Here is a 22377-nt window from a genome sequence, read left to right as displayed (position 1 = left end):
AGGCCAGCGCTCCACCACCCCAGGGGAGGGAACCCGCCGAGCGTTGTAGGTGCCGTGGTCCACACTGGGACCATGGCCGCCCTCGACCACTTCAGCGCTCCGACGCGCACGTGGTTCCAGGCCGCCTTCGCCGCGCCGACCCCCGCCCAGGAGGGTGCATGGGACGCGATCGCACACGGCAAGCACGCGCTCGTGGTGGCACCGACCGGCAGCGGCAAGACCCTGAGCGCCTTCCTGCACGCCATCGACAAGCTCCTCACCGCGGACACACCGGACGACAAGCTGCGGCGCACGCGCGTCCTCTACGTCAGCCCGCTCAAGGCACTGGCCGTCGATGTCGAGCGCAACCTGCGTTCACCGCTGACCGGCATCCGGCACACGGGTGATCGTCTCCAGACGGCTCTGCCCGAGGTCACGGTCGGACTGCGATCGGGCGACACCAGTCCCGCTGAGCGGCGTCGGCTCGCGACCCGGCCGCCCGACATCTTGATCACCACCCCGGAGTCGCTCTTCCTGATGCTCACCAGTCAGGCGCGCGAGACTCTCCGCGGCGTCGAGACCGTGATCATCGACGAGGTCCACGCCGTGGCCGGCACCAAGCGCGGCGCGCACCTCGCGTTGACCCTCGAGCGTCTGGACGGCCTGCTCGAGCGACCTGCCCAACGGATCGGGCTGAGCGCGACGGTGCGACCACTCGAGGAGGTCGCCCGCTTCCTGGGAGGCACCGCCCCTGTCGAGATCGTCGCACCACCCTCCACCAAGGAGTGGGACCTCACCGTCGTCGTCCCGGTCGAGGACATGACGATGCCCGAGGAATACGACGAGACGTCCGGCAACCCCGGACGCTCCAACAGCATCTGGCCCCACGTCGAGGAGCGGGTCGTCGATCTCATCGAGGCGCACCGCTCCACCATCGTCTTCGCCAACTCCCGACGACTGGCCGAGCGGCTCACCGCACGGCTCAACGAGATCGCCGGCGAGCGGGCCGCCCGGGCGAGCGAGGACGGCAGCCCGCGCGCAGTCGCCGAAGCGCAGTCGCCCCCCGCGTCGATCATGGCCCAGTCAGGGTCGAGCTCAGGGGCAGAGGCCATCATCGCCAAGGCCCACCACGGCTCCGTCTCCAAGGAGCAGCGAGCGATCATCGAGGACGACCTCAAGAGGGGGCGACTGCCGGCAGTGGTCGCCACCAGCAGCCTCGAGCTCGGGATCGACATGGGTGCCGTCGACCTCGTCATCCAGATCGAGTCGCCGCCGAGCGTGGCCAGCGCCCTCCAGCGAGTGGGGCGCGCCGGACACCAGGTCGGGGAGGTCAGCCGCGGAGTGCTGTTCCCCAAGCACCGCGGCGACCTCGCCCAGACGGCGGTGTCGGTGCAGCGCATGCGCGAAGGCGCGATCGAGAAGCTTCGGGTGCCCACCAACCCGCTCGACGTCCTGGCCCAGCAGGTCGTGGCGGCCACCGCGATGGACGACTGGTCGGTCGAGGAGTTCTTCGACCTCACGCGGCGCGCAGCGTCGTACGCCCAGCTCCCCCGCAGCGCCTTCGACGCCACCCTGGACCTCCTGAGCGGCCGCTACCCGAGCGAGGAGTTCGCCGAGCTCCGGCCCAGGATCGTGTGGGACCGGGTCAACGGCACGATCTCGGGCCGACCTGGTGCCCAGCGGCTCGCGGTCACCAGTGGCGGCACCATCCCCGATCGTGGTCTCTTCGGAGTCTTCCTCGTCGGCGAGAAGGCCAGCCGGGTCGGCGAGCTCGACGAGGAGATGGTCTACGAGTCGCGCGTCGGCGACATCTTCGCCCTCGGTGCCACCAGCTGGCGGATCGAGGACATCACGCACGACCGGGTGCTGGTGACCCCCGCTCCGGGCATCCCGGGCAGGCTGCCCTTCTGGAAGGGCGACACCCTCGGCCGCCCGGCCGAGCTCGGCGCAGCCATCGGCGCCTTCACCCGCGGGCTGCTGACCCACAGCGAAGCGAAGGCGCGCGCTGCCGCCACGTCGGCCGGGCTCGACGAGCACGCCGCCGCCAACCTGGTCACCTACGTCACCGAGCAGCGCGAGGCGACCAACGTCGTGCCGAGCGACACCCAGATCGTGGTCGAGCGGTTCCGCGACGAGCTCGGCGACTGGCGGCTCGTGGTCCACTCCCCCTACGGCACTCCCCTGCACGCCCCGTGGGCCCTGGCCATCAACGCCCGGTTGCGCGAGCGCTACGACATCGACGGTCAGGCGATGGCCTCCGACGACGGGATCGTGATCCGCATCCCTGACACCGACCAGGAGCCCCCGCTGGGCGACCTGATCGTCTTCGACGCCGAGGAGATCGAGCAGATCGTCACCCGCGAGGTCGGCGGATCAGCATTGTTCGCCAGTCGCTTCCGCGAGTGCGCCGCGCGTGCGCTGCTGCTGCCTCGGCGCGACCCGGGCCGACGCAGTCCCCTCTGGCAGCAGCGGCAGCGCAGCGCCCAGCTGCTCGAGGTCGCCTCCAAGTACCCGAGCTTCCCCATCGTCCTGGAAGCCATCCGCGAATGCCTCCAGGACGTCTACGACCTCCCCGCCCTGACCGAGCTGCTGCGGCGCATCGACCGTCGCGAGGTCACGGTGGTCGACGTGTCCACGCAGACACCCAGCCCCTACGCCCGCAGCCTCCTGTTCGGGTACGTCGCCCAGTTCGTCTACGAGGGAGACTCCCCGATCGCCGAGCGGCGAGCCGCGGCGCTCAGCCTCGACCAGGGGCTGCTCGCCGAGCTGCTCGGCCGCGCCGAGCTGCGCGAGCTCCTCGATCCCGAGGTGCTCGCCGAGGTGGAGGCGGAGCTGCAGTGGCTGGCCCCCGACCGGCGTGCCCGCACCGCCGAGGCCGTGGCGGACCTCCTCCGCCTGCTCGGACCGCTGTCCATCGACGAGATCGAGTCCCGGGTCACCGACGAGCACCGGACCGAGGTCGCCGGTTGGCTCACCGGCCTGGCCGAGGCTCGGAGGGTCGTCGCCGTACGCATCGCCTCGGAGGAACGCTGGACCACGATCGAGGACATCGCCCGCCTCCGCGACGGACTCGGTGTCCCGGTCCCGGCAGGCACCCCCGACGTCTTCACCGAGCCCACCGAGGACCCGGTCGGCGACCTGGTGTCCCGCTACGCCCGCACCCACGGACCGTTCACCACCACGGAGGTCGCGACCCGGTTCGGCCTCGGCGAGGCCGTGGCCCGCCAGGCCCTGCACCGCCTCGCAGCTCGCGGACGCCTGCTCGAGGGCGAGTTCCGGCCTGCCGGGAGCGGTGCCGAGTGGTGTGAGGCCGAGGTCCTGCGCAAGCTTCGACGCCGGTCCCTGGCCCGGCTGCGCAAGGAGGTCGAGCCGGTCACGCACGAGACGCTGGCGAGGTTCTTGCCGTCGTGGCAGCACGTGGTCCACCCGCACGGCGGCGGCAAGCTCAACGGAGTCGACGGGGTGATCGCCGCCATCGACCAGCTGGCGGGTTGCCCGGTGCCGGCCAGTGCCCTGGAGCCGCTCATCCTCGCCTCCCGGGTCCGTGACTACGAGTCGAGCTTCCTCGATGAGCTCACCAGCAGCGGAGAGGTCATCTGGGCGGGTCACGCCCCGTTGCCGGGCAGCGACGGCTGGGTCAGCCTCCACCTGGCCGACCAGGCCCACCTGACACTGCCTGACCCGCAGTGGGGCGAGCTCGACGAGCTCCAGCAGTCGGTGCTGGAGGCGCTCGCGCCCGGTGGTGCGTGGTTCTTCCGACAGCTCAGCGACCGACTGGGCTCGACCGCCGACGCCGCTCTCTCGACCGCCCTGTGGGGACTCGTCTGGGAGGGCATGATCACCAATGACACGCTGACCCCGCTGCGGTCGCTGGTCCGCTCCGGCAGGGCCAGCCACCGCACCCGTCGGGGTCCCCCACGCGTCTCCATGGGCTCGGGTCGCATGCCGATCCGCTCTGGGCCGCCGGAGACCGCAGGCCGCTGGAGTGTGCTGCCGGCTCGTGACGCGGACGCGACCCGTCGAGCGCACGCCACGGCCGAGCACCTCCTCGAGCGCCACGGTGTCGTGACCCGGGGGGCCGTCATGCAGGAGCGCATCCCCGGTGGCTTCGCGGGCGTCTACAAGGTGCTGTCCGCGTTCGAGGACACCGGACGCTGTCGCCGGGGCTACTTCGTGGAGGGTCTCGGAGCCGCTCAGTTCGGGGCGCCCGGCGCGATCGACCGACTGCGCACGTTCTCCGAGCCCGACGAGTCCAAGCCGGTCGCTCTTGCACTCGCGGCGACCGATCCGGCCAATCCCTACGGCGCGGCGCTGCCCTGGCCCGCCAACGCGAGTGAGGGCGGGCACCGACCAGGACGGAAGGCCGGAGCGCTGGTCGTGCTGGTCGACGGCGCCCTGATGCTCTACGTCGAGCGCGGCGGGCGCACCCTGCTCACGTGGAGCGAGGACATCGACCGACTGACGCTGGCGGCGGCTGCGCTGGCCGATGCCACCCGGCGCGGTGCCCTCGGCAAGCTCACCGTGGAGAAGGCCGACGGCGAAGCGCTCCTCGGGGCCGGTGACACCCCGTTGCGACAGGCCCTGAACGCCACTGGCTTCGTTTCCACACCCAAGGGGCTGAGGATGCGTGCCTGAGGGCGACACCGTGTTCCGGGCAGCCCAGCTCCTCGACCGCTCCCTGTCCGGCCGGGCGCTCACCCGCAGCGACTTCCGGGTGCCGCAGCACGCGACCGCCGACCTCAGCGGGTCGACGGTGCTCACCACGATCTCGCGCGGCAAGCACCTCCTCACCCGGACCGACACCGGCTTCACGATCCACACCCACCTGAAGATGGAAGGCTCCTGGCACGTCTACCGCGCAGGCGAGCGGTGGAAGCGGCCCGTCAGCCAGGTCCGGCTGCTGCTGGAGGCGGGCAGCACGACCGCGGTCGGATTCAGCCTCGGTCTGGTGGAGCTGATCGAGACCCCCCTCGAGCATGAGGTCGTCGGCCACCTCGGGCCTGACCTGCTCGGCCCGGACTGGGACGAGGCCGAAGCCCTTCGCCGGCTGGGCGCCGATCCCGACCGGGAGCTGACGGCGGCGCTGCTCGACCAACGCAACCTGACCGGCATCGGCAACATGTACGCCGCCGAGCTCTGCTTCATCAGTGGGGCCCATCCCACCACCGCGGTCAGGGACGTGCGCGACCTGCCGCGCCTGGTGCGCCGAGCCAAGCTGATGCTGGAGCAGAACAGTGAACGGGCGATCCAGTCGACGACCGGAAACCTGCGCCCGCGCGAGCGAATGTGGGTCTATCGCCGCGACAAGTCCCCGTGTCGTCGGTGTGGCACGCCGATCCGGGTCGCGATGCGAGGAGACCTCGGTCGCGAACGGGCGATGTACTGGTGCCCGAGCTGCCAACCTGCCGTCGGCACGCAGGCCGGAGCCTGACTCAGGCGGCCGACGCCACCACGGGGCCGGGGCCGGGCCTGGTCCCGGTGATCGGTGTCGCCTCGATGCTGTGCAGCTCGAGCGCGACCTCCTCGAGGGCCACTGCGTCGGAGACCTCGCGCAGGACCTCCGAGAGCGGCAGGTCCATCGCGGCACACAGCGAGGCCAGGAGCTCTGAGGAGGCTTCCTTCTGCCCGCGCTCGATCTCCGAGATGTAGCCCAGGCTCACCCGAGCCTCGGCCGAGACCTCACGCAGGGTCATGCCACGCTGCATCCGCTCGCTGCGGAGCACGTCGCCGAGGAGCCGACGAAAGAGCACCATGCGCTCGTCCTTCCAGAGGATGGGTGGGACCCGTGGTCGGCAACGCTACCCGAGGGCCGAATCTTCCATGCGCAGCATGTCACCGAGCACCGACATCGCGCCGCGACAGCTGCCGGCCTGGACGGCCGCCCGATCGCCCTCCAAGGACAACAGTCGAGTCTGCACGCCGTCGGGACCGGCGACAGCGACCCACACCAGCCCCACCGGCTTGTCCTCCTGTCGGTCCGGCCCAGCGACCCCGGTGGTGGCGAGGGCATACGTCGCACCGAGCAACGTCCGTGCTCCGCTCGCCATGGCGGCAGCGCACTCGGCCGACACCACACCGTGCTGGTCGATGATGGACTCCGAGACGCCCAGCAGGGAGACCTTGACGGCGGTGGCGTACGAGACGACGCCGCCGAGGAAGCACGCTGAGGCACCCGGCACCGAGGTGAAGAGGGCGGCCAGCTGGCCACCGGTGAGCGACTCGGCCGTCGCGAGCGTGTCCCCGCGCGCCGACAGGACCTCGACGAGCTGACGCGGGTCCATGGTCATCACCTGAGCCTAGCTACGTTGGTGGGCATGGCTCTCCCCATCGAGGACTACGCACTCGTCGGCGACCGCGGCACGGCCGCCCTGATCGGCGCCGACGGCTCGGTCGACTGGCTGTGCCTGCCCCGCTTCGACTCGCCGGCGTGCTTCGCCGCGCTGCTGGGCGGCCCCGAGCACGGTCGGTGGCTGCTGGCGCCCGCCCAGGGCGAAGGCGTGACGACGAGTCGGCGCTACGTCGGCAACAGCGCCATCCTCGAGACCACGTTCACGACGCCCACCGGCGTGCTGGTGCTCCGCGACGTGATGCCGGTCGGGGACGGGCGCGCCGACCTGGTCCGCACCGTGCGCTGCACCCGAGGGACGGTGCGGGTCCGCCACGAGTGGGTGGTCCGTTTCGACTACGGCCGGGTCCGACCCTGGGTGGCACGTGAGCAGGTGGCCGGCCAGGAGGTCATCGTCGCGACAGCCGGCCCCGACAAGCTGATGCTCCGAGGTCCTCGCCTTCCGCACGCCGCCGACGGCCACCACACCGACGAGTTCGACCTGGCCGAGGACGAGGTCATGACCTTCTCCACGACGTGGGTGCGCTCGTGGCGCGCCCTCCCCGAGCCGCTGGGCTTCGACGACCGGATCGAGGCGACGCGGGCCGAGGAGGAGCAGTGGGCGGCCACCTGCATCGATGACGTTCCTCACGTCGACGTCGTACGCCGCAGCCTGGTCACCCTCCGCCTGATGACGCACGCCGAGACAGGCGGGATCGTCGCAGCTCCCACCACCAGCCTCCCGGAGGCCTTCGGCGGCGAGCGCAACTGGGACTACCGCTACTGCTGGCTCCGCGACGCGGCGCTCACGCTGGAGTCGCTGCTGGCCGTCGGCTACACCGACGAGGCGAGGGACTGGCGCGACTGGCTGTTGCGCGCCGTGGCCGGTGACCCCGAGGACCTGCAGATCATGTATGCCGTCGACGGCGGCAGGCAGCTTCCCGAGCGCGTCCTGGACCACCTCCCCGGCTACGAGCACTCCCTACCCGTACGCATCGGCAACGCGGCCGTCAGCCAACGCCAGACCGACGTGCTGGGCGAGGTGATGATCGCTCTCGAGGACGCCCGCGACGCCGGCATCACCGAGACGAGCCAGAGCTGGGCCCTCCAGCGGTCCCTGGTCGAGGAGCTCGCCGAGCACTGGGACGAACCGGACCACGGGCTGTGGGAGATCCGGGGCGAGCCGCGCCACTTCACCCACTCCCGGGTGATGGTGTGGGTCGCCTTCGACCGAGCCGTCAAGGCCGTCGAGAAGCACGGACTGGAAGGGCCGGTCGATCGTTGGCGCGAGCTACGCGACCAGGTCCACGCGCAGGTCCTGGTGAAGGGCTACGACGCCGAGCGCGGCACCTTCACCCAGCACTACGAAACCTCGGAGGTGGACGCGAGCCTCCTCAACCTCCCGCTCGTCGGGTTCCTCCCGGGCGACGACGAGCGGGTGCTCGGCACGATCCGGGCGATCGAGGAGGACCTGATGCACCACGGCCTCCTACGGCGCTACCGCAACCAGAGCGGCGTCGACGGCCTGCCGGGCGGCGAGCACCCGTTCCTGGCGTGCTCGTTCTGGCTCGTCGCCGCCCTGGCCGCGGCGGGTCGGACCGACGACGCGCACGCCCTGATGGACCGGCTGTGCGCCCTGACCAACGATGTCGGCCTGCTGTCCGAGGAGTACGACGTCGACACCGGCCGCATGGCGGGCAACTTCCCCCAGGCCTTCAGCCACCTCACCCTGGTGCAGGCCGCGCTCGCCCTGCGGTGACCAGCGCTGACAACGGGCCTCAACGGCCGGCGGCCCGGTCACCCCTCGCGGGATGACCGGGCCGTCGTTGCGTTCCCTCAGGTGAGGATCAGCCTCGCCTCACCCGGATGAACACCCGGTCCCGGCTCGCCAGAACAGTGTCCGACCCGAGGTACCTCACGACAAGGACGTGGCGACCGATCCCGAAGTTCCTCTTCACGGTGATGACGACCTTGCCGTCCTCGAGGACGCCGCTGCCGACCCGGTCACCCTCGAAGAACACTCGGACGCGGCCGGTCGGCGTGACCGAACCTGCCGTCACCTTGACCCGCACCTTGACGTTCTCGCCGTACGTCGGCCGCTTCGGCGCGACGTCAGCGACCGTGTCCGAGTCCACCATGGCGGGGCTCGGAGTCGGCGTCGGCGTCGGCGTGGGCGTGGGCGTCGGCGTCGGCGTCGGAGTCGGCGTGGGCGTGGGGTCCGGCGTCGGAGTCGGCGTGGGCGTGGGCGTCGGGTCTGGCGTCGGCGTCGCGGCCTTCACCGGCACCCTCACCAAGGTGCCCGACGGCTGAGCCAGGAGCTCGACCACGGCACCGGTCGGCGTACCGGCGGGGACCGTCAGGTCCACCGTCGCGACACCATTCGTGACCGTGAAGTTGCCCAGGGCGGACCGGTTGGCACCGTTCACCAGCGTCGCGGCGACCGTGGTATTGGTCGGGCTACCGACCGACGTCAGGTCGAGCGTGGTCCCCGTGATGGGTGCCACCCCGTCGTTGATCGGCAGGCCCAGCTGGAACTGCGTCGCCTGACCGGCTGTCAGCTCGGCCGGCAAGTTCTTGACGAACACCTGCTGGCGGGCGAAGTCCGGTGCGAGCGGAGCAGCCTGGGTGCCCGTGGCGAGGTAGTCCCGCCACAGCTGGGCGTCGAGCAGGCCGGTGTCGACGTACGAGCCCTGCGTGAAGGCCCGGAAGTTGTCACCACCCTGTGCCAGGAACGACAGGGTCGAGATCGTGTACGTCGCGGCCGGGTCGAGCAGCACCCCGTCGACGAACACCGACTGGATGCGGGAGCCAGCCGGCTTCGACTCGTCAGCAACGACGTTGACGTTGTCGGAGAACCCGAGCTGCAGGTAGGGACGCGACGGCAGGGTGCCGTCCGGGTTGGTCTGCCACTGCTGCTCCATGACCTGCTTCAGCTGCGCTCCAGTCAGCTCCACGATCGCGACCGTGTTGTTGAACGGCAGCACCGCGTTGGCCTCGGCGAAGGTCACCACGCCGTTGGTGTTCTGCGGGTTGCTGCCGCCGCCGGCGAACAGCAGGTCGGCGCGCAGGCCACCGGGGTTCGTCAGGCCAAGGTCGGGCTCGGCGAAGGCGGACACACCGTCACGCAGCGCGTTGGCGACCAGGTCGCCCAGCGTCGACTCGGCGGCGCGGTCCTCCTGGCCGTTGTTGAGCGCTCGGGTGAAGTCCTTGGAGATGAAGCCGACCGGCTGGTTGCCGATCCGCGCAGCTTCGGCGATCGCCGCATCGGTGATCTGCTTGACCGTGGCCACCCGGGGGTAGTTGAGGTCCTCCGTGGTGGACCGAGCGACGTTGCGCTGGGTGTAAGACACGACGTCACCCGTGGCGGGGTCGACGGTCAGCTTGATCTGACCGACGTTCTCGCCGTACGACCCGGTCTGCAGGATCGGCCGGGTCTTGTTGGGGACTCCCGGGACGGGGAGGTCGCACGCGTAGGTCTTGTGCGTGTGACCGGTGAAGATCGCGTTGACCTCGGCTGAGGTCTCGTTCACGATCCGGCCGAAGGCACCGCCGTCGGCGGCCTCCTCGGCGCAGGTGGCGGTGTCGGGCAGGCTGGCGCCGGCACCTTCGTGGTATTCCGCGACCAGCACGTCGGCCTCGCCGTTGACGGGGTTGCCGTCACTGAGCTGCGCGGCGACGCGGTTGACCGCGTCGATCGGGTCTCCGAAGTCGAGACTGGAGATGCCGCCGGGTGACACGAGCGCGGGGGTCTCCTCGGTCACGACACCGATCACACCCACCGTGACGCCGTCGACCGTGAAGATGTCGTATTCGTCGAGCGCCGGGGTGGTGGTGCCCTTCTCGTAGACGTTGGCGCCCAGGACGGAGAAGTCCACGTCGGGGATGACGTCGGTCTTCAGGTCGCTGAAGCCTTGGTCGAACTCGTGGTTGCCCGCTGCCGAGCTGCGCAGCTTCAGCGCGTCGAGCACGTCCAGCGTCGGGTCGTCGTCCTGGATCGCCGAGGCGAAGAGGGACGCACCGATGTTGTCGCCGGCGGAGAGGAACAGCGTGTTGTCGTCAGTGCCCTCAGCTCGGAGCTGCTCGATGGTCGTCGCGAACTTCGTCGTGTTGGCGTCGATGCGCCCGTGGAAGTCGTTGATGTTCAGCAGGTTGATCTCGGTCTGGGCGCCGGCGGGCGCCGTGATGCCGAAGATCTCCGAGTTGTGGTCGGACGCAGCGAACAAGTCACGGCTGTAGAGGATGTTCGCGTTGTAGTTGTAGCGGCTGTACTGGTAGGCCGTCGACTCGTTGGCGTTGGTCTCCCACACGTCGGCGCCGGTCACGAGCGGCACAGCCGCCGCGTTGGCGAAGACGTGGTCGAGCGAGCCCGACAGGCCGCTGAAGCTGTAGGAGTAGTCGCCGGTCTGGTTGGACTTGACCAGGGTGAACCCGTTCTCCTCGAGCTTCAGGATCGGGTCCTCCATGGTGTAGGAGTTGAAGTCGCCGGTGAGGAAGACGGCCGCGACTCCACGCTCGGCGGTGAACACGTCGACGAAGTCAGCAAGCGCCTGCGCCTGGTTGGTGCGGTCCACGTTGCAGTTGCCCTGGGTGGGGCTGTTGTTGCTCGCGGGGGTGCAAGCAGAACCCTTGGACTTGAAGTGGTTGACGACGACTGCGAACGCGGCGTCCGCGCCCGCACCGACCTGCTTGAAGGCCTGGGCGAGGGGCTGCCGGGCGTTGGTGAACGCGGCGGAACCGACAAGCACCTTGGACGGCCCGACGATGTTGACCATGGACGGGTCGTAGATGAACGCGTTGCGGATCACGTCCTGCGAGGCGAGCGGCGGCAGACCCTCCGGGCCGGGCGACGGGACGAGTGCCCAGCGGCGCCTGCCTGCGTCCGCGTTGAGGGCGGTGACGAGCGTGCGCAGGCCCGCGTCGCGGTCGGTGTCGCCAACCTTGATGGAGTTCTCCATCTCCTCGAGGCCCAGCACGTCGGCGTCCATGGCGTTGATCGCCTTGACGATCTTCGCCTGCTGACGCTCGAAGTCTCCGAGCTCCGCGGCGCCACGGGGGCCGTTGTTGGTGCAACTGTCCACGGAAACCGGGTCTTCGTCGCGGTCGCGGTGGTACGTGCAAGTGCCGAGTCCGCGCCTCTCGTAGGCGTGACCGGTGACCGGGAAGTAGTTCAGGACGTTGAACGTCCCGATCTTGAGGTCGCCGCCGACGGGCTCGGGCACGAGCTCCTGGGCGCGGGTGTCCTCGAAGGTCGCGACGTTCGAACCGTCACCGATCACCTGCTCCCGGGGCTGGAACTTCCAGGTGTTGTTGCGCCAGTCCAGGATGACGGGAGCAACCAAGGTGGCCGCTGCGTCGACCCGGATCGAGCGGGTGCGCGTCAGCCAAGGCAGCAGGATGTCCTGGTTGTCCCCGCCGCCGAAGGGCAGGAAGTCGATGCTGGCACCGTCGTCGAGGGTCACGGCGCGGGCGGCGTTGTCCGCCACCACAGCGTCGTAGGCAGGGGTGTTCGGACGCGCCACCTCCGTCGGCTGGATCAGCGGCTTGTTGCCGGTGGCGAGGCCGATCTCCGCGAAGCGGTTGGTGCTGAAGACGTTGGTGACGGTGAAGGCGTCGGTCGGGGCGAGCAGCTCACTCTCGTGCGCTTCACGGCCGGCGACGCCGGGGTAGGCAATCGCGAGCGGCGTCACAGCCGGGAGCGCGGCGATCTTGGTGACCAGGGTCGAGGTGATCTGGGTCGAGCCGAAGAACTCCGAGACGGTGCCCTTGACCTCGACCGAGTCGCCCAGGGCGAGACCCTGTGCGTTGGTGAAGCCGGAGCCACCGAAGACGAAGAGGCCGTCGGAGGCGGCGGGGGTGGCATCAGTGGCACCGCCGGTGCCGCCGGTCTGGATGAAGAAGCCGTTGTACGTGCCGGGGTACATCGCCGTGACGACGCCCTCGGTGGTCACCGCCTGTCCGGCGAGCGGAGAGGTCGTGCCGGTGCCCTGGATGTCGGCGATCGGGGTTGCGCCGGGGGGCGCGCTGACCGTCCACACGAAGGTCTCGGTGTCGGTCGCGGCTGCGCTGTCGGTCGCGGAGACGGAGACGGTGGGAGCCTCGACGGTCGTCGGGGTACCGCTGATGACACCCGTGGCTGTGTCGAGGGCCAGTCCAGCCGGGAGGCCAGTGGCGCCGAACGTGTAGGGCGACGTGCCGCCGGCCGCGCTCAGGGTGACAGGCGTGATGGCCGTGCCGACCGTGCTGCTCTGCGGACCCGGGTTGGACAGGGAGAGGGCGGACGTCCCGTCGGCGGAGCTGACCGTGACGTCGTCGATGCCGACCCACTCGTCATTTCCAACCGCGTTGGCGGTGATGACCCGAACGAAGACGCTGGCCTGGTTGTCGACAGCCGCCGGGAGCACCACGCTCTTGGCGGTCACCTGGGTGTCTGTGCCGCCGGTGGTCGCGTCAGGGATGTGGCCCGCCGGCAGGTTGGTGAACGTGCCGGAGGCGCCCACGCGGTACTGCACGGCGATCTGCTGCACGGCATTGTCGGCGGACGCGTCCAGGTCGCGGGCGTTGAACGCGAACGTCGTGGTCGTCCGGCCGGTGAGGTCGAAGTGGAAGGCGAGGTAGGGAGCATCGCCGGTGCCGCTGCCCTGCAGCGCGATCGACGGGTCCGCAAGCGTGTCGAACTCGGCGACGCCGCCGGAGTTGAGGCCCGCGGGGGTGGCGTTCGCAATGACGTCGGTGTCGGGCGTGACGGTAACGGCGCTTTCCCCCGTCAGCGTCTGCGGGTCGGTGCCGGTGGTCGTCGTGAGGTCCTGGCCGAGGTAGCCCTGGACACCGGCGACGCCGGACCAGTCGTCGGGGGCGACGATGGCAGCTCCCGTGTTCGTCCATGCCTGGCCGTAGGGGAGGACCGAGATCTTGCTCGACACGCTGGCGTTCGCCGGTGCGGCGAGGCCGAGAGCAAGCGGGGTCGCGACGAGCGCGACCACGGTCGCGCCGACGAGGCCGCGAGTGCGCGACCCCTTCCGCGACCCGGGAATGAGGTTGAACGACACAGGCAGAGACCCTTCTCAAGGCGTGACAGGTGGTGCTGATGGGTGGAGCAGGCGGAGCCTGGACCCGGCTCCCGGGGCGCGCGATGTGAGACCCCTCACGTCCACGCTGGCGAACAGTAGCCCGGCGTTTCCTATCTGCCGGTATCCCTGCGTCAACTGCCGCAGAGGGTGGAGTGTGCCACCCGAAGTGGGGATGTTCTACCCCTGCGGGCGACGTATTGCCCAACGGCCGGTAACGGTTTGGCGTCAGCTGCGCTGCGAGCGTTCACGGCGTACGTCGCGAAAGAATTCGTAGCCCGACCACAGTGTCATCGCAACGGCTCCCGCCAACAAGACCTGGGCCAGGAAAAATAGCGCCTCGCCGAGGGGCCCGGGCCAGAAGTCGAAGGCCCCACCGTGAGCATCCCCGTGGGGAAGCGGCCAGATCAACCCGGACAGGGCGATCGCCTGGAGGGTGGTCTTGATCTTGCCGCTGCGGGCAGCCGGGATCACGACGTCCTTGAGGACCGAGAGGCGCAGCAGGGTGACCGACCACTCGCGCACGAGCACGACGATCGTCACCCACCACCAGACGTCCCCGACGATCGAGAGGCCGATGAAGGCCATGCCGGTGACGGCCTTGTCGGCGATCGGGTCGGCGATCTTGCCGAAGTCGGTGATCAGGTTGTGCTTGCGCGCGAGGTCGCCGTCGATCTTGTCGGTGATCATGGCAACGGCGAACAGCGCGAAGGCGATCCACCGCCACATCGTCGAGTTGCCGTCGTCCTGCAGCAGCGCCCAGCCGAAGAACGGCACCATCGCGATGCGCAGGGTGGTCAGGACGTTGGCGATGTTGAAGTTGGAGACCTGGTGCTCGGTGCTGCTCATGCCTGGTCTCCCGAGTCCGTGAGCGGTGCGGCGATGAGGTCGACTCCGTCGGTCGCGACCACCGTCGCCGTGACGAGGTCGCCGATCGCGAAGCCAGCGACACCCTCGAGCGTCGTCGTGCCGTCGACCTCAGGACCCTGGTGCTCGGCCCTGCCCTCGGCGACACCGTCCTCCTCTGACTCGACGAGCACGGAGACGGTCTCGCCGATACGCTCCTCGGCACGCTGGGCGTTGAGCTCCTCGACGAGGCCGGTGACGTGCTCGGTCCGAGCGCGCACCTCGTCCTCGTCCAGCTTGGCGTCGTAGGTCGCCGCCTCGGTGCCGTCCTCGTCGGAGTAGCCGAAGACGCCGGTCACGTCCATCCGAGCGGCCTCGAGGAAGTCGCAGAGCGTCTGCAGGTCGTCCTCCGTCTCACCGGGGAAGCCGACGATGACGTTGGACCGGACACCCGCAAGTGGGCTCAGGGTGCGGATGCGCGCCAGGAGGTCCAGGAAGCTGTCCGGGTCGCCGAAGCGACGCATCCGGCGCAGCACCGTCGCGCTGGCGTGCTGGAAGGAGAGATCGAAGTAGGGCACGACGCCCGGGGTGTCGGCGATCGCCTCGATCAGTCCGGGCCGGGTCTCGGCAGGTTGCAGGTAGGACACCCGCACCCGGGCGATGCCCTCGATGGCAGCGAGCTCGGGCAGCATCGTCTCGAGCAGCCGCAGGTCGCCGAGGTCCTTGCCGTAGGACGTCGAGTTCTCGCTGACGAGGAAGAGCTCCTTGATGTCCTGGGTCGCGAGCCACTGAGCCTCCTGCAGCACGTCGCTCGGGCGACGACTGACGAAGGAACCACGGAAGCTCGGGATCGCGCAGAACGAACACCGGCGATCGCACCCGCTCGCCAGCTTGAGCGGCGCCATCGGGCCGCTGTCGAGCCTGCGGCGTACGACGCGGGGACCGGTCGCCGGCGCACCCTGGCCGATCTCGTCGGTGGCCCTGTTGTCGGCGTGACCCGGCATCGAGATCGCGGACGCGTCCCGATCCACCGGGGAGATCGGGAGCAGCCGTCGACGGTCCGACGGGGTGTGGGCGTGGTGGGTCTCCCCCGCCACGATCGATCGCAGCTTGGCGGCGATGTCGGGGTAGTCGTCGAACCCGAGGACCGCGTCCGCCTCGGGCATCGACTCGGCCAGGTCCTTGCCGTAGCGCTCCGCCAGGCAGCCCACCGCCACGACGGCCTGTGTCTTGCCGTGCTGCTTGAGGTCGGCCGCCTCCAGCAGCGTGTCGACCGAGTCCTTCTTGGCGGCCTCGACGAAGCCGCAGGTGTTGACCAGGACGGTGTCGGCGTCGGCCGGCTCGGCCACCAACACGAAGCCACCCGCCTCGAGGCGTCCGGCGAGCTCCTCGGAGTCGACCTCGTTGCGCGCACACCCCAACGTCACCACGGCCACGCTCATGGGCGTCTCGGCAGCAGCAGCAGCGGTCGGGGAAGGGCTGGGGCGGGTGGAGGTCGTCATCGCCCCTGAGTATGCCGGTCCAACTGTCCGGACCCCGCAACAACGAAGAGGTGAGCCGTCTCACCGTCGCATCTCGTTGTTCCCTCAGCGCGCCTGATCCGATAGACAGTGGCACCGACGGGCGGAGGTCCCATGACGCAGTCCCAGACCCAGCAGGGCGAGCTGAAGGCTGGTGCCATCGGTTTCACCGATGCCCTCGTCATCGGGCTCGCCTCGACATCGCCGGCCTATTCCCTCGCCGCGGTCATCGGTGCGATGACCGCGCTGGCCGGGGTCAACGCACCCGGCATCCTGCTGGCGTCCTTCGTCCCGATGGCCTTGATCGCCGCCGCGTTCCTCTACCTCAACAGGGTCGACCCCGACTGCGGGACGACCTTCAGCTGGGTGACCCGGGCCATGGGCCCGTGGTTCGGCTGGCTGGGCGGCTGGGCGGCTGGGCGATCATGATGACCGGGGTGCTCATCGTGGGCTCGCTGGCCGACGTCGGGATCCGCTTCGGGTTGTACGGGTTCGGCGAGCTGCTCAACAGCACCGCACTGATCGAGGCCGGGGACAACGCCTGGATCCGTGTGCCCGCGTCCGTGGCGCTGGTGCTCCTCATGACGTGGATCTGCGTGCTCGGGACCGATGTCTCGGCGCGATTGCAGAACATCCTCATCCTCGTCCAGGTCGTGTCGCTGCTGGTCTTCGCTGCGGTGGCCACCTACCGCGCTCTCCAGGGCGACAGCCCTCTCGACGAGATCACGCCCTCCGTGGGCTGGCTCAACCCCTTCGGTGCCGGCGGCGCGGCCCTGAGCTCAGGTCTGCTGCTCGGCGTGTTCGCCTACTGGGGATGGGAGTCCGCGGTCAACCTCAGTGAGGAGACCACGGACGGCGCCAAGACCCCCGGACGTGCGGCGCTCCTCTCCACCTTCATCCTGCTCCTCACCTACGTCTCGGTCGCGATCGCGGTGGTCGCCTTCGCCGGCACCCAGTGGCTCAGCGACAACGCCGGCGAGGAGGAGTTCGTCTTCTACACACTCGCCAGCGAGGTCCTCGGGTCGTGGGACTGGGTCCTGCTCCTGTCGGTCTCCACCGCGGCGATCGCCTCCACGCAGACGACGATCCTGCCCGCATCACGCACGGGGCTGTCGATGGCGCGACGCGGAGCGATCCCGCACCAGGTCGGCCGGATCCACCCGCGTCACCGCACGCCCGACGTGAGCACCTGGCTCGTCGCGGTGATCGCGATCATCTGGTACGTCGGGATGTTCCTCGTCAGCGAGAACGCCCTCTTCGACTCCCTGACCGCCCTGGCACTGCTGATCGCCTTCTACTACGCCCTGACCGGCATCGCCTGCGCGGTGTACTACCGCAGGCACCTCACGGAGAGCGTGCGCAACTTCCTCCTCATCGGCGTCGGTCCGGTCACCGGATCGCTCATGCTCCTGTGGCTGCTCGGGCTGGCCGTGCGCGACCAGTCGGACGCCGCGAACTCCTACAGCGGCCAGGCCTGGTTCGGCGTCGGCCCGCCCTTGGTGATCGGGGTGGGCGTGTTCCTGGTCGGCGTGGTCTTCATGTTCGTCTGGCGCGCACAGGGCCGTCGCTACTGGGCAGAGCGTCCCTCGCTCCCCGATCCCGACGTCGTGCACGGTCTCAAGCCGGCGCGACCCGACCCTGACGGACTGGAAGGCTGAACTCATGACGGTGCTGCTGGGCTACGACGAGTCACCCGGGTCCGATGCGGCCCTCAAGGCCGCCATCGAGGTCGCGACCAAGTGGAACGAGGACCTCGTCCTCGTGTACGGCGCCGCCCCACCCGGGGGCATGGGTGAGGAGGCCCACTCGCACCGTGACGCCTTGATGGAGATGGGTCGGACCGCGACCGCCCACGCCCTTGACCGGGCGACGGCCGCGGGTGTGTCCACCACCGTGCGGCTGGTCAACGCCAAGCCGGCCGACGCGCTCATGGCGGTGGGTGACGAGCTCGACGCCACGGTCATCGTGGTGGGAACGGCGGGCGACAGTCCGTTCCGCGGGGCACTGCTCGGCTCGACGCCGCACAAGCTGTTGCACGTCGCCAACCGACCGGTGCTCTGCGTGCCGGCGACCCGCTGAGACCTGAGCGCCGGACGATCAGCGAGCGACGTAGGTGCCCTGACCCGCTACGCCGGGCTCGCCGATCGGCTTGGCTGCCTGACCGTCCAGGGCCACGGTGACCGCACCGTCGGTGGTCTGCACGCGCACCGGCGGCGCGGCGGCGACCTTCTTGACGTCACCCACGGCAAGGTTGCCCTTGAAGACGATCTTGCCGGCGCCGTCACGGACCACGAGGTGTGCGCCCCCGCTGGTCGCGCTCAGCACGACCGGCACGGGGTCACCCAGGGCGGAGCCGGACCCTCCGCCGGGCCCTCCCGATCCGTTGAGCACGGGAGCGGAGCCGCGCAGCTCGGTCGGTGGGTCCATCACCAGACGCGCCACTGACCAGCAGAGGACGACGGCCATCACGACGGCGACGAGCAGCGACCAGTTGGGACCGCCCTTGGTGCCGCGGATGGAACCGTTGGCGCCCGTGGCCAGCTCCGCCTCGAAGACGCGACGCGGGTTGATGTCGGCATGGGCGTATCGCTCGTCATAGGCGGCCAGCAACGGTGCCACGTCCACCCCCAGCACCCGCGCAAGGGTGCGCAGGTGACCGCGGGCGTAGAAGTCGCCGCCGCAGGGCACGAAGTCATCGACCTCGATCGACTCGATCACGTGCGGGCGGATGCGGGTGCGGTCGGCGAGCTGGTCGACGCTGAGTCCCAGGCGGGTCCGGGCGGCGTGGAGCTCGGGTCCGATGACCGGGTCGAGCGCAGGCTCCACCTCGAAGTCGTCGAGCACCAGGGGGGCGACGACCTCGCCCGGACGAGAGATCGGTCGCACGCGGTCGCCCCAGACCTGGGTGTCCTCGACCAGACTGACGCTGCCCGGCCGGCGAAGCTCGCGGCCGTGCAGCTCGTCCTCCTCGCCGGGCAACGACGCGACGAGGTCCTTGCGCACCTCGCTGCGGCGTCCCACGTCGGACACACGAAGGGGCGACGGGGTTGCGCTGGCAACGATCGTCTCCTCCTCGGCCTCCTCGTCCACGTCGTGGGTCGGGTCAGCCTGACCGATGTCAGTCAGGCCCGACCGGCGCTCGGGTGCCAGCTCGGCGAGCTTCGCGATGGCCGCTGCGAGCAGGGGGCGCGGGTCACGCCACGTCGGGTGGGTGCGGCGCTCGTCGGTGTCGGCCGCTGGCTCTGCGTCGTCCAGCTCGGGCTCGTCGACGTCGACGTCGAGGACGACGACGGCACCGGTCGCCTCAGCAACGCGATCGATCGCGGCGCCCACGTCGTCACCGGCTCCGACGACGCGGGTCGAGAGACCGAGGGGAAGCGCGAAGGGCGCGCCGTGCAGACGGGTCGACAGGGCAGCACGGCGACGACTGGAGCCGTCGAGCTCGGCGAGGAGCTTCTCCTCGTTGTGCGGGTGGATGACCAGCCGGCCGTCGCGCAGCAGCCCTCGCCGCGGCATGTGCTCAACGCGCTGGACCGCACTCCACGGCAGGCCGCGCCAGGTGCGTCCGAGTCGGATCCGCACGCCGTGCGCGTCCGCCACCAGCAGCGGGGTGCGGGCATCGAAGAAGGTGAGCAACCAGTAGCCGCCGAGCAGTCCCATCCCCAGGGCGAGCACGCTGTCGAGGACTCCCCCGCCGCCGACGGCACGGGCGAGGTAGGCGATGGCGAGTGCCGAGGCGAGCGCCCCCAGGCCGGCAGCGAGGCCCGCGTTGCGGCGTACCTCGACGGCATCGGGTGTCAGGGACAGTGCCTCATGGCTCGGCTCGGCCGCGTCCACGGCATCCGACTCCTCGTAGAGCTCGGCAGCACCCATCACGCGTCCCCCTCCAGAGTGGCAATCACAGCGTCGATCTCATCTGGCTTCACCAGCACGTCGCGCGCCTTCGACCCCTCGCTGGGGCCGACGACCCCACGGCTCTCGAGGATGTCCATCAGGCGCCCCGCCTTGGCAAAACCGACGCGCAGCTTGCGCTGGAGCATCGAGGTCGACCCGAACTGTGTCGACACGACCAGCTCGATGGCCTGGATGACCAGCTCCATGTCGTTGCCGATGTCGTCGTCGAGCTCGCGCTTGGCCTGCTGCGGCGCCGTGACGTCCTCGATGTAGGTCGGCTCGAGCTGCGCCTTGCAGTGGTTGACCACCTGCTGGATCTCGGCCTCGGTGACCCAGGACCCCTGCACGCGCACCGGTTTGCTGGACCCCATCGGCAGGAAGAGCCCGTCGCCCTGGCCCACGAGCTTCTCGGCACCCGGCTGGTCGAGGATGACCCGGCTGTCGCCGAGGCTCGACGTCGCGAACGCCAGCCTGGACGGCACGTTGGCCTTGATCAGCCCGGTGACCACGTCGACGGAGGGCCGCTGGGTCGCCAGCACGAGGTGGATGCCTGCGGCTCGAGCGAGCTGGGTGATCCGGACGATCGCGTCCTCGACATCGCGCGGGGCGATCATCATCAGGTCGGCGAGCTCGTCGACGATGACAAGGAGATAGGGGTACGGCGCCAGCTTGCGCTCGCTCCCGGGCGGCACCTCGACCTTGCCGGCCCGCACCGCCTTGTTGAAGTCGTCGACGTGCCGGAACCCGAAGTTCGCCAGGTCGTCGTAGCGCATGTCCATCTCGCGCACCACCCAGGCCAGCGCCTCGGCGGCCTTCTTCGGGTTGGTGATGATCGGGGTGATCAGGTGCGGAACGCCTTCGTAGGCGTTCAGCTCGACCCGCTTCGGATCGATCATGATCATCCTGACCTCGTCGGGCGTCGAGCGCATCAGGACTGACGTGATGAGCGAGTTGATGAAGGACGACTTGCCCGAACCCGTCGCGCCGGCCACCAGGAGGTGGGGCATCTTGGCCATGTTGGCGACCACGAAGCCACCCTCGACGTCCTTGCCGAGGCCCGCCACCATCGGGTGGTGGTCCGATCGGGCGGTGTTGGAGCGGAGCACGTCGCCCAGGGAGACGATCTCCTTGTCGAGGTTGGGGATCTCGATGCCGATCGCGGACTTGCCCGGGATGGGCGACAGGATGCGCACGTCCGCGGACGCGACGGCGTAGGCGATGTTCTTCGACAGCGCGGTGACCTTCTCCACCTTCACTGCGGGGCCGAGCTCGACCTCGTAGCGGGTGACCGTGGGGCCTCGGGTGTAGCCCGTCACGGCGGCGTCGATGCCGAACTCCTCCATGACCTGCATGAGCCGCTCGACCACGGCGTCACTGGCCTTCGAGCGTGCCTTGTGCACCGAACCGGGCTTGAGGACCTCGTTGCCCGGGAGGGAGTAGGTGATGTCGCCGGAGAGCGCGAGCTGCTCGACGCGCTCGGGCAGCGGGGTGTGCGGCGGCGGGACGAGGTCACCGATGGCGTCGGCGTCGGCCACGACCGGCGTGAGCTCGGTCGGCGCGTCCGCGAACAGGTCGATCCCGGCGTCACCACTCTCGGGGTCGACGAGGCCCTTGTTCTTGCGCCGCCTCTTGACCTCACGATCCTCGAGCATCGGGGTGTCATAGGGACTGTCGCCCATGTCCGGGTCGATGTCCGCCGCACCGTCGAGCATGCTGCGGCGCGTGCGCATCGGACCAGTGGCTTCCTCGGCCGGCTTCTCGCTCGCAGGCGTGCGCCCCAGGACCGAGTCGCGGGCAGCCGCCAGCTTGGCGGGGATCTGGTAGACGGGGGTGGCAGTGATGATCAGCACGCCGAAGAACGCCAGGATCGCCAGCAGCGGGACCACGATGTAGGGCGTGCGGAGCAGGTCGAGCAGGAGGCTCGACATCACGAACCCGACGGCCCCGCCGGCCTGCTGCAGGCTGCTGGCGTCACCGAGCTCGGGTTGGGGGTTGCCGTTGGCGATGTGGACGATGCCCAGGAGACCCAGCGCGAAGGCCGTCCAGCCGATGAGCTGACGACCGGCGGGGCCGTTGGTCTCGGGGTCGCGCAACGTGCGCCATCCGGCGTACAGGACGAAGAACGGCACGAGCCAGGCGACCTTGCCGACAGCACCGGCGGTCATCTGGCGCAAGAACTCCATGACGCCACCGGGCAGCTGCCACCAGACGGCTGCCGCGATGACCATCGCCAGACCGATCAGGAACAGCCCGGCCCCGTCGCGGCGGTGCTCGGGCTCGAGGTCACGGGCCGACCGGCCGATGGAGCGTGCCACGGCGCCGATCGCGTGGGCCAGGCCCAGCCAGACGGACGCGATGGCGCGGCCGAGCACGCCGAAGGTGCGGGACACGGGTCCTGGTCCATTGCGTACGGCGCGAGGTGCGACCCGCTTCGTCGGGGCGCTCCCCCGACCCCTGCTCGAACCTCTGCCCGACCCGCGAGCGGGCGCGGACTTGCCGCGCGCCGGCCGGGTGGTCGGACGCTTGGAGCTGGTACCCCGGGATCGGGTGCTCGAACTCGACTTGGTGCTGCCGCGCGAGGCGGTGGAACCAGAGGTGCTCGAACTCCGCGAACCCGGCGGGGAAGACGTACGGGTCGCCATGCCTGGACCCTAGTTCACAAGTCACACCAGCCCCATGCATCACAGGAGCGTGTCGGCGGGCAGTCGCCCCTGCCGGTGGGGGGCGTTCAATGCTTCCCCCCATCTCG

13 protein-coding genes are annotated in these 22377 nt (G+C 69.9%); 6 read left to right on the top strand and 7 right to left on the bottom strand.

Going from position 1 to position 22377, the window contains the following annotated elements:
* Window positions 1–72 precede the first annotated feature (72 nt).
* Together VNJ48_RS09865 and VNJ48_RS09860 are read left to right on the top strand one after the other, a co-directional pair.
* A complete protein-coding gene (locus VNJ48_RS09865) occupies window positions 73–4614 on the top strand; it encodes an ATP-dependent helicase (protein WP_325601578.1) in 4542 nt (1513 codons plus the stop codon).
* On the top strand, window positions 4607–5410 hold the full coding sequence (locus VNJ48_RS09860; RefSeq protein ID WP_325601576.1) for a DNA-formamidopyrimidine glycosylase family protein: 804 nt from the start codon (window positions 4607–4609) through the stop codon (window positions 5408–5410). The genes VNJ48_RS09865 and VNJ48_RS09860 overlap by 8 nt, the downstream gene beginning before the upstream one ends.
* Before the next feature lies 1 nt (window position 5411).
* On the opposite strand, the gene VNJ48_RS09855 is transcribed toward VNJ48_RS09860, so the two are convergent.
* Both VNJ48_RS09855 and VNJ48_RS09850 read right to left on the bottom strand, forming a co-directional pair.
* The gene (locus tag VNJ48_RS09855; protein WP_325601574.1) at window positions 5412–5732 is read right to left on the bottom strand and encodes a helix-turn-helix transcriptional regulator; all 321 of its coding nucleotides are present in this window, start codon (window positions 5730–5732) and stop codon (window positions 5412–5414) included.
* A 45-nt stretch (window positions 5733–5777) separates the two neighbouring features.
* A complete protein-coding gene (locus VNJ48_RS09850) occupies window positions 5778–6266 on the bottom strand; it encodes a CinA family protein (protein ID WP_325601572.1) in 489 nt (162 codons plus the stop codon).
* Window positions 6267–6293: 27 nt separating this feature from the next.
* Between VNJ48_RS09850 and VNJ48_RS09845 the strand changes: the two genes are divergently transcribed.
* Window positions 6294–8063, top strand: coding sequence for a glycoside hydrolase family 15 protein (locus tag VNJ48_RS09845; protein ID WP_325601570.1), 1770 nt, complete (start codon window positions 6294–6296; stop codon window positions 8061–8063).
* Window positions 8064–8151: 88 nt separating this feature from the next.
* On the opposite strand, the gene VNJ48_RS09840 is transcribed toward VNJ48_RS09845, so the two are convergent.
* From VNJ48_RS09840 to rimO, 3 genes are all read right to left on the bottom strand, one after another.
* Window positions 8152–13350, bottom strand: a complete 5199-nt coding sequence (locus tag VNJ48_RS09840) for an ExeM/NucH family extracellular endonuclease (RefSeq protein WP_325601568.1) — start codon at window positions 13348–13350, stop codon at window positions 8152–8154.
* A 246-nt stretch (window positions 13351–13596) separates the two neighbouring features.
* A complete protein-coding gene (gene pgsA, locus VNJ48_RS09835) occupies window positions 13597–14217 on the bottom strand; it encodes a CDP-diacylglycerol--glycerol-3-phosphate 3-phosphatidyltransferase (RefSeq protein ID WP_325601566.1) in 621 nt (206 codons plus the stop codon).
* Window positions 14214–15716 (bottom strand): 30S ribosomal protein S12 methylthiotransferase RimO, encoded by a 1503-nt coding sequence (gene rimO / locus VNJ48_RS09830; RefSeq protein ID WP_325601564.1) that lies wholly within the window; start codon window positions 15714–15716, stop codon window positions 14214–14216. The genes pgsA and rimO overlap by 4 nt, the downstream gene beginning before the upstream one ends.
* Before the next feature lie 132 nt (window positions 15717–15848).
* On the opposite strand from rimO, the gene VNJ48_RS09825 reads away from it, so the two are divergent.
* Genes VNJ48_RS09825 through VNJ48_RS09815 form a run of 3 tightly spaced genes read left to right on the top strand, consistent with a single transcriptional unit; the run spans window position 15849 to window position 17813 of the window.
* Complete coding sequence (locus tag VNJ48_RS09825; protein WP_325601562.1) at window positions 15849–16163, top strand: hypothetical protein; 315 nt, start codon at window positions 15849–15851, stop codon at window positions 16161–16163.
* The gene (locus VNJ48_RS09820; protein ID WP_325601560.1) at window positions 16121–17392 is read left to right on the top strand and encodes an APC family permease; all 1272 of its coding nucleotides are present in this window, start codon (window positions 16121–16123) and stop codon (window positions 17390–17392) included. The genes VNJ48_RS09825 and VNJ48_RS09820 overlap by 43 nt, the downstream gene beginning before the upstream one ends.
* A 4-nt stretch (window positions 17393–17396) precedes the next feature.
* Complete coding sequence (locus tag VNJ48_RS09815; protein ID WP_325601558.1) at window positions 17397–17813, top strand: universal stress protein; 417 nt, start codon at window positions 17397–17399, stop codon at window positions 17811–17813.
* 18 nt (window positions 17814–17831) lie between these two features.
* Here VNJ48_RS09815 and VNJ48_RS09810 read toward each other — a convergent pair whose 3' ends face one another.
* Window positions 17832–19607, bottom strand: a complete 1776-nt coding sequence (locus VNJ48_RS09810; protein ID WP_325601556.1) for a helix-turn-helix domain-containing protein — start codon at window positions 19605–19607, stop codon at window positions 17832–17834.
* Complete coding sequence (locus VNJ48_RS09805; protein ID WP_325601554.1) at window positions 19607–22270, bottom strand: FtsK/SpoIIIE family DNA translocase; 2664 nt, start codon at window positions 22268–22270, stop codon at window positions 19607–19609. Before VNJ48_RS09805 ends, VNJ48_RS09810 begins: the two co-directional genes overlap by 1 nt.
* Window positions 22271–22377: the final 107 nt, after the last annotated feature.

The organism is Nocardioides sp., assembly GCF_035576065.1.
In the GTDB taxonomy this organism is placed as follows: Bacteria; Actinomycetota; Actinomycetes; order Propionibacteriales; family Nocardioidaceae; genus Nocardioides.
This window is presented reverse-complemented; position numbering and strand designations above follow the sequence as displayed.